Source organism: Hydrogenophaga sp. 70-12 (genome assembly GCF_001897365.1).
In the GTDB taxonomy this organism is placed as follows: Bacteria; Pseudomonadota; Gammaproteobacteria; order Burkholderiales; family Burkholderiaceae_C; genus Hydrogenophaga; species Hydrogenophaga borbori.
Genome location: NZ_MKSS01000363.1, coordinates 1 through 6,552, shown reverse-complemented (window position 1 = coordinate 6,552; position 6,552 = coordinate 1). Strand labels below are relative to the sequence as shown.

At 69.0% G+C, this 6,552-nt stretch carries 6 protein-coding genes; 4 read left to right on the top strand and 2 right to left on the bottom strand.

Going from position 1 to position 6,552, the window contains the following annotated elements; genetic code table 11:
- The first annotated feature begins 105 nt into the window (after positions 1-105).
- The gene (locus BGO22_RS18610; RefSeq protein WP_070399943.1) at positions 106-348 is read left to right on the top strand and encodes a TIGR04438 family Trp-rich protein; all 243 of its coding nucleotides are present in this window, start codon (positions 106-108) and stop codon (positions 346-348) included.
- A 25-nt stretch (positions 349-373) separates the two neighbouring features.
- Here the strand turns inward: BGO22_RS18610 and ilvD are convergent, their stop codons facing one another.
- Positions 374-2,068: a dihydroxy-acid dehydratase gene (gene ilvD, locus BGO22_RS18605; protein ID WP_070399944.1), complete on the bottom strand. Its 1,695-nt coding sequence runs from the start codon at positions 2,066-2,068 to the stop codon at positions 374-376.
- Positions 2,069-2,175: 107 nt separating this feature from the next.
- Between ilvD and BGO22_RS18600 the strand changes: the two genes are divergently transcribed.
- From BGO22_RS18600 to BGO22_RS18590, 3 genes are read left to right on the top strand one after another with little or no spacing between them, the layout of a single operon-like run.
- Complete coding sequence (locus BGO22_RS18600) at positions 2,176-3,096, top strand: LysR family transcriptional regulator (protein WP_070399945.1); 921 nt, start codon at positions 2,176-2,178, stop codon at positions 3,094-3,096.
- Positions 3,097-3,100: 4 nt separating this feature from the next.
- Positions 3,101-3,913 (top strand): prolipoprotein diacylglyceryl transferase, encoded by an 813-nt coding sequence (gene lgt / locus BGO22_RS18595; protein ID WP_070399946.1) that lies wholly within the window; start codon positions 3,101-3,103, stop codon positions 3,911-3,913.
- A gap of 17 nt (positions 3,914-3,930) precedes the next feature.
- Positions 3,931-4,263, top strand: a complete 333-nt coding sequence (locus tag BGO22_RS18590) for a hypothetical protein (protein ID WP_175442862.1) — start codon at positions 3,931-3,933, stop codon at positions 4,261-4,263.
- Here the strand turns inward: BGO22_RS18590 and BGO22_RS18585 are convergent.
- Positions 4,244-6,552: hypothetical protein (locus BGO22_RS18585; protein ID WP_286852167.1), on the bottom strand; the 2,309-nt coding region annotated here is incomplete at its 5' end. The genes BGO22_RS18590 and BGO22_RS18585 overlap by 20 nt on opposite strands.

Genomic DNA, 6,552 nt, shown 5'->3' with positions numbered 1-6,552 from the left:
GGAATGTCAGGGGCGAACGGGGCAAATTCTATCGACTGGGTTGGCCGAGCCCCTGTTATCGGATTTTCTTTGCCGGAATTTACCGGTCATTTACCGGAGGCTGAGATGTATTTGCTGGGTCTGGGCATCGCGCTCTTGCTGATGAAATACCTGGAATTCGGCCCGGTCGCCGAATGGTCCTGGTGGATCGTGCTGGCCCCGTTCGCGCTGGCCGCGGCCTGGTGGGCCTGGGCCGACTTCTCGGGCTACACCAAGCGCAAGGCCGTGGAAAAGATGGACCAGAAGAAGCGCGACCGCCTCGACAAGCAGCGCGAGGCGCTGGGGATCAAGACGGGCAGGCGCCGCTGAGGCAGCGCCCGCCGCTCGCGTCGGCTCAGAAGTTGTCGAGCACCGCGCCCTTGCTGGCGCTGGCCGCGTTGAACGCGAACTTGGCCTGCACGCCGCGCGTGTAGCGCGGGGCCGGCGCTTTCCAGGCGGCGCGGCGTTTCGCCAGCTCGGCCTCGGCCACGTTGAGTTCCAGCACCAGCTGGTGGGCGTCGATGGTGATGGAGTCGCCCTCGTGCACCAGCGCAATGTTGCCGCCCGCGGCGGCCTCGGGGGCCACGTGGCCCACCACCATGCCCCAGGTGCCGCCGCTGAAGCGGCCGTCGGTGATCAGGCCCACGCTTTCGCCCAGGCCGGCACCGATCAGCGCGCCCGTGGGCGCCAGCATCTCCGGCATGCCGGGGCCGCCCTTGGGGCCCAGGTAGCGCAACACCATCACGTCGCCGGCCTTGATCTTGCCGTCCAGGATGGCCTGCAGCGCGGACTGCTCGTCGTCGAACACGCGCGCCGGGCCGGTGATCACCGGGTTCTTCAGGCCGGTGATCTTGGCCACCGCGCCCTCGGGCGAGAGGTTGCCCTTGAGGATGGCCAGGTGGCCCTGGGCGTACATGGGATCGTTGATCGGGCGGATCACGTCCTGGTCCTTGCGCGGTTCGTCGGGCACGTCCTTCAGCACCTCGGCGATGGTCTGGCCGCTGATGGTCAGGCAGTCGCCGTGCAGCAGGCCGGCCTTGAGCAGGATCTTCATCACCTGCGGGATGCCGCCGGCGTTGTGCAGGTCCACCGCGAGGTATTTGCCGCTGGGCTTGAGGTCGCACAGCACCGGCGTGCGCTGGCGGATGCGCTCGAAGTCGTCGATGGACCATTCCACGCCGGCCGCGTGCGCGATGGCCAGGAAGTGCAGCACCGCGTTGGTGGAACCGCCGGTGGCCATGATCACGGCCACGGCGTTCTCGATCGCCTTCTTGGTGACGATGTCGCGCGGCTTGATGTCTTTCTTGATGGCTTCGATCAGCACCTTGGCCGATTCCTTGGCCGAGTTCTGCTTCTCGTCGTGGGGGTTGGCCATGGTGGACGAGTAGGGCAGGGAAATGCCCAGGGCCTCGAAGGCCGAGCTCATGGTGTTGGCGGTGTACATGCCGCCGCAGGAGCCGGTGCCGGGAATGGCGTGCTGCTCGATGTCCTTGAGTTCCTGGTCGCTGATCTTGCCGGCCGCGTTCTGGCCCACGGCCTCGAACACGCTGACGATGTTGAGGTCCTGGCCCTTCCACTTGCCCGGCAGAATGGTGCCGCCGTAGACGTAGATGGCCGGCACGTTGGCGCGCAGCATGCCCATGAGGCCGCCGGGCATGTTCTTGTCGCAGCCGCCGACGACGACCACGCCGTCCATCCACTGGCCTTGCACGCAGGTCTCGATGCAGTCGGCGATGACCTCGCGGCTGACCAGCGAGTACTTCATGCCTTCGGTGCCCATGGCCATGCCGTCGGAGATGGTGGGCGTGCCGAAGATCTGCGGATTGCCACCGGCTTCCACGATGCCCTGCACGGCCGCGTCGGCGAGCTTCTGCAGGCCGCTGTTGCAGGGGGTGATGGTGCTGTGCCCGTTGGCCACGCCCACCATGGGCTTGCCGAAGTCGCCTTCCTTGTAGCCCATGCCGTAGTACATGGAGCGGTTGGGCGCGCGCGATTTGCCCTGGGTGATGTTGTCGCTGCGCAGAACCTGTCGGGGGGTCTTGTCGGCCATGTCGTCTCTCTCGGGTCTCGTGGGAAGGAGGGGAAAGCTTCGCAGTATGCGCCAGCGCCGCAGGGGCATCCAATCGGATCGGCTGGGCTCATTGATATGCTGGGCTTATGAACAAAGGACAAAACCCGCAGCGCGGCGAATGGCGACAATGGCGCCAGTTCGCCGTGCTGGCCGAGGAGCTGCACTTCGGCCGCGCAGCGGCGCGGCTGCACCTCACGCAGCCCGCGCTGACGCAGGCCATCGCCTCGCTGGAGGCGGCGCTGGGCGTTCGCCTGTTCGAGCGCAGCCGCCGCCAGGTGGCCCTGAGCGCGGCGGGCGAGGCCTTGCTGCCCGAGGTGCGCGAGCTGCTGCGCCGGGCGCAGGCGCTGCCCGCGCTGGCGCGTTCGGCGGCGCAGGGCGAAAGCGGGCGGCTGCGCATCGCCTTTGTCTCCACCGTGGGCTTCAGCCTGCTGCCACCCTGGGTGCGGGCGTTTCGAGAGCGCTGGCCAGGGGTGGCGTTGGAGCTGATCGAGGCCACGGGCGACGTGCAGCGCGATCTCATCGCCCGCGGCGACCTGGACGCGGGCTTCGTGCTGCACGCGCCGGGCGACAGCGCTCCGGGCCTGCAGCACTGGGCCCTGGTGACGGAGCCGCTGGTGCTGGCCTTGCCCGAGGCGCACCCGCTGGCGGCGCGAACGCGCCTGTCGCTCGCGGCGGTGGCGGACGAGCCGCTGGTGATGTTCCCGCGCCGCATCCTGCCCGAGGTGTTCGACGAACTCACGCGCCTGTACCGCGCCGCCGGGCGCGAGCCTCGGGTGGCGCAGGAGGCGATCCAGATGCAGACCATCGTGAACCTGGTGTCGGCCGGGCTGGGTCTGGCCTGGGTGCCGCAGAGCGTGCGGCAATTCCAGCGGCCCGGCGTGGTCTATCGCCCCGTGGTTCTGCCGCGCGGCCAGGCCGTGCCGCAGTGCGAGACCAGCCTGGTCTGGCGCGACGCTGCGCTCAGCCCGGCGCTGCAGCGCTTCATCGATGCCGGGCGTTCACAATAGCCGCATGCTGCAACACCCCCAGATTGACCCCGTGGCCCTGCAGATCGGGCCGCTCGCCATCCACTGGTACGGCCTGACCTACCTCGCGGCCTTCGCGCTGTTCTTCTGGCTCGGCCGCTTGCGTCTGCGCCACGAGCCGTACGCCAGCATCACCCAGCCGCGCCCCTGGGAAGCGCGCGACGTGGAGGACATCCTGTTCCTCGGCGTGCTGGGCGTGGTGGCGGGCGGTCGCCTGGGCTACTGCCTGTTCTACCAGCCGGCCTACTACCTGCAGCACCCGCTGGAGGTGTTCTACGTGTGGCAGGGCGGCATGAGCTTTCACGGCGGGCTCATTGGCGTGATGCTGGCCATGGTCTGGTACGCGCGAAGCCGCGGCCGGCCTTTCTTTCAGGTGATGGACTTCGTCGCGCCCTGCGTGCCCACGGGCCTCGCGGCCGGTCGCGTGGGCAACTTCATCAATGGCGAACTGTGGGGCCGCGTGGCCGATCCCTCGTTGCCCTGGGGCATGGTGTTCCGCGGCGCGGGCGATCTGCCGCGCCACCCCTCGCAGGTCTACCAGTTCCTGCTGGAGGGGGTGCTGCTCTTCGTGCTGCTGTGGCTCTATGCGCGCCGGCCGCGCCGGACGGGCCAGGTCTCGGGCCTGTTCCTGCTGGGCTACGGCGTGTTCCGCTTCATCGCCGAGTTCTTCCGCGAACCCGATGCCTACCTGGGCCTGCTGGCCCTGGGCCTGAGCATGGGCCAGTGGCTGTGCGTGCCCATGATCGTGGGCGGCATCGGCCTGTGGTGGTGGAGCGGGCGGCGCGGTACGGCGGCCTGATCGGGACAGGACGCGGCGTGGCGTTCGACCAGTTGCTGCGGAGGGTGCAGGGGGACGGCGCGACCACTGGCCGGTTGACACAGGCGATGCAGGATGCTCCCGGGGTGCTGCTCGAACGGGAGCCGCGGGCGGACGCTGCGGCCTGGGTCGCGGTGGAGTGGGTCGCGGTGGAGTGGGTCGCGACGGCGCACGCCATCCGGGTCGATGACCTTTCGGGCCGCGCCTTGTTGCCCCGCCGTGGCCTGGGCCCGGTGGACGGGACGAATGGCGACGACAGCGGTGAAGACGCCGACGCCGATGGGGTGGTGCTGGACGCGGCCCGCGTCCAGCTCATGGGTGCTTCTTCCTGAGCGCCCCGTACTGCGTGGCCATGGGCTTGAGCTCGTTGCGCAAGGCCAGCTTCTCGGCCTCGGCCCAGCTTCGGGTGAGGGACTTCGCCGCTTTGGCCACGGTCTGGAACAGCCAATGAGGGACCGTGGGCACCGCTTGTTCGCGGCACGGGGGGCTGGCCACTTCGGCGAAGCGCTGGCGCAGCCAGCCCAGCAGCAGGTAGGCGTGCGCCCGCGCGCCGAGCCGATCGCCCGACAGTTGTTCGAGTTGGGTGCGGGCGATGTCCCGATCGGGGCAGAGCGGCAGGTAGTGGCCGAGGACGAGCCAATCGGCCACCGACAGCGGCTCCTGCGGTTCATGTGAGTTTTCCCGGTTGGCGCATTCGCTGAGGAAATGCAGCCAGTTGGCCCAGGGGTCGCGGTTGCCCTGGGCCAAGTACAACAGCGCGACCCGCCCGCACCACGCCAGCAGCGCTGGCAGGCCCCGGGGGCGAAGCATGGACGGCGACTCTTCAAGGCGCTCGCGAAAGGCTCTGAGCAGGTAGTAGGCCCACCGATGGCCCTGTGGACGCTGGCGCAAATGGTCGATCAGCGCGCCGATGTTGGCGGCCTCCAGCAAGCGGTACAGCGTGTCGCTCATGTCGCTGAAATGCATGTGGGGCTCGATGTAGGGCAGCAGATGCGCCCATTGATCGGCCAGGGTTTCGAGGGGCAGTTCGGGGATGTTGGCGAAGAACAGGTCCGGGTCGAACGCCGGTGGCATGGAGAGCCAGAGCCCTGGCAAGGGCAGGCGCAGAACGGCGAGACGGGTCGGCGGCGCGCAGAGCAGGAACAGCTCTGGCGCGGTCACCGGGGCGTAGGGCATGGCCGGTGTGGTTTCGAGCAAGGCGGGCTCGCACAGCAGCTTCAGGGTGTGGCGCAAGGCCGTGCTCTGCGAGGCGAACAAAGCGAGGCAAGGGGCATGCACGGCGCTGTCTGAGCGGGGCGGCAGCCGGTCTTCGTCGGGCGGCAGCAGGCGCAGCGTGGCCTGCGTCACCCACACCCAGCGCGCGAGGGCCATCCAGTCGGGGTCCAGCGGCTCCGCGCAACGGTGTGTCAGTCGGGTGAAGGCTTCCACCAGGCGGTCGAGCAGGCGCTGACGCAGTTGCCGCCATTCGGCCTGTGCGCGCGCGTTCTCCGGCGACGGGTCCTGTGGCTGGATCTGCGCGAGGTAGCGCATGGCGCCGACGATGAACAGGAGCGCCGTCTCGGGCGACAGGATCTCCTGCACCTCGTCCAGCAGGGCGTCCATCTCGCGCAGGGGCATGCGCCCGGATCCGGGGTCATAACCGAGGAGACCGGAGTGGATGACCCCGTGGTTCAGCATGGCCTGCCGAGCGGCCTGCTGAAAGGCGCCGTCGCCGGCCCGTTCGGGGTCGTCCATCTCGGCGCAGAGCCGAATCAAGGTCAGGGTCAGCGCGGGGTGTTGATGATTGGCCATCAGTGCCGTGGCGCACCGGCGAACGAAGCGCGCCACTTCGCGGTACCTGGACGGCGTCAGCGATGCGATGTCGCGGCGGATCTGGGCCGGTCCGCCCTTGCGATGGAAGAGAAAGCGGCCCTGGAAATTGACCACGACACCCAGGAGGGCCAGCGCATCGCACACCACGCCGGGCACGGACGGGCTCCAGTCGGGATGGGGAAGGGCCTGGTGGACATAGTCCGCCAGGCTGTCCAGCGCCGGGGAGGCCAGGTCTCTCTGGGCGACCAGCAGCGCATGGCCGTGTGGGTCGAACACGATGGCGACGCCCAGCTCGATGAGCGTGTCGCGAATGCCGTCGACGGTAGACGGGTTCGCGGGGGGGTGCCAGTGGACGAGCAGGGCCTCGATCGCCGGTCCGTACCGACCATAGAAGCCGGCGTGCTCTTCTTTGAGCATGTCCCTCAGCACCCGCTCGAAGGCGGCGGCCGCGTCGGTGGATTTCAGCCGCAGCAAAGGGGCGCCGGGGTGTCTGAGCAGCCACTTGAGCACGACCCGCCGGTTCTTGGCCTGGGGGCAGGCGTCGAGCACCGCTTGCGCACGGGTGTGTTCGCCGAGCGCCAGCAAGGCCGCGATCACCGAGGCCAGGACGCGGCCATTGATCGGTGGCCGCAGGCTCGGGCCGGGCCACTGCGCCCTGTGCGGCGCACTGTCGTGCTGGATATGCGGCGCATGGGTCGGCAGAAGGAAGGCGTCCCACAGCGCGTTGTCTTGCACCAACGACAGGCACAGCGCGCCCGGCCAGCCGAACAGCGCGAACAAGTCCATCAGCGCGGTGGCGGCCTGGTGGG